Source organism: Mycobacterium sp. E1747 (assembly GCF_001667775.1).
Classification (GTDB): Bacteria; Actinomycetota; Actinomycetes; order Mycobacteriales; family Mycobacteriaceae; genus Mycobacterium.
This window is the reverse complement of record NZ_LZJI01000201.1, coordinates 1-899: the sequence shown is the minus strand read 5'-3', so window position 1 is coordinate 899 and position 899 is coordinate 1. Positions and strand designations below refer to the sequence as shown.

Genomic DNA, 899 nt, shown 5'->3' with positions numbered 1-899 from the left:
GCGAAGGGCACGATCGCCCCGTTGGTCCGCCAGGGGAAGTGATGCAGCGTCGCCAGCGGAATCCCGCAGTATTCCGCGACGTTCGCGGCCGTGTCTTCATAATTCATGCCGGTGAGCAGCAGGGCGGCCCCGTCTGCCAAGGACGTCAGCGTCCTGCTGACCTCCGCTCGGCACAGGGTGAGGGGTTCCACGACTTCCCGCCACATCCGGTCGAGCTTCCGAACCTTCCAAGGGTTCTCGAACCAGTAAGTCCAGTAGTCGCGGTGCGGGTCGAGGACGGCCTTCAATTCCGGCCCATACGCGACGCCGGCCGGTCCGACCGACTCGACGAAGTCGACCATCTCGGGAGCGACAGCCATCGTCACGTCGTGTCCCCGCCGCACCAGCTCACGCCCGACAGTCAGGTAGGGTTCGACCTCGCCGCGCGTGCCCCAATTCGCCAGCACAAATTTCATCGCGGATCTTCACCCTTCCAGTTCCCCTGGCGCATGGTCGGATTTGGAGCGGCCGCGCAACGTCCCCGGTTCAGACGACCGCAGCATAACCGGATGCGCGCGGCTGTTCAGGCTCTTAGGAATACTCGCCGCTGGCCACCTGCGGCCTTCATGTCTAGGCTCTCGCACTACCGCAAATGGTAGGAAGGGACAAGGTGACTGACCGTGATGCGGCGTGCGGCTACGTCGAACCGCCCGCACTGAGATTTGTGCTGGCAAGCTACGGAACTCGAGGTGATGTCGAGCCGTCGGTTGTGGTCGGGTCCGAACTGCAGCGGCGAGGGCACCACGTGCGTATCGCGGTCCCGCCCGACTTGATTGGCTTCGCCGAATCGGCTGGGCTCACGGCGGTCGCTTACGGCCCTGACACGCGCGCATACATGGCTGCACAACGAAGATTCTGGA

General features: G+C 64.2%; 2 protein-coding genes. One reads left to right on the top strand and one right to left on the bottom strand.

All coding sequences use genetic code 11. The annotated features are described in order from the left end of the window. The coding region (locus A5695_RS20770) for a glycosyltransferase (protein ID WP_197515573.1) at positions 1-455 on the bottom strand (455 nt) is incomplete at its 3' end. A 239-nt stretch (positions 456-694) separates the two neighbouring features. On the opposite strand from A5695_RS20770, the gene A5695_RS27885 reads away from it, so the two are divergent. After that, on the top strand, positions 695-899 hold a 205-nt coding region (locus A5695_RS27885), incomplete at its 3' end, for a glycosyltransferase (protein WP_197515574.1).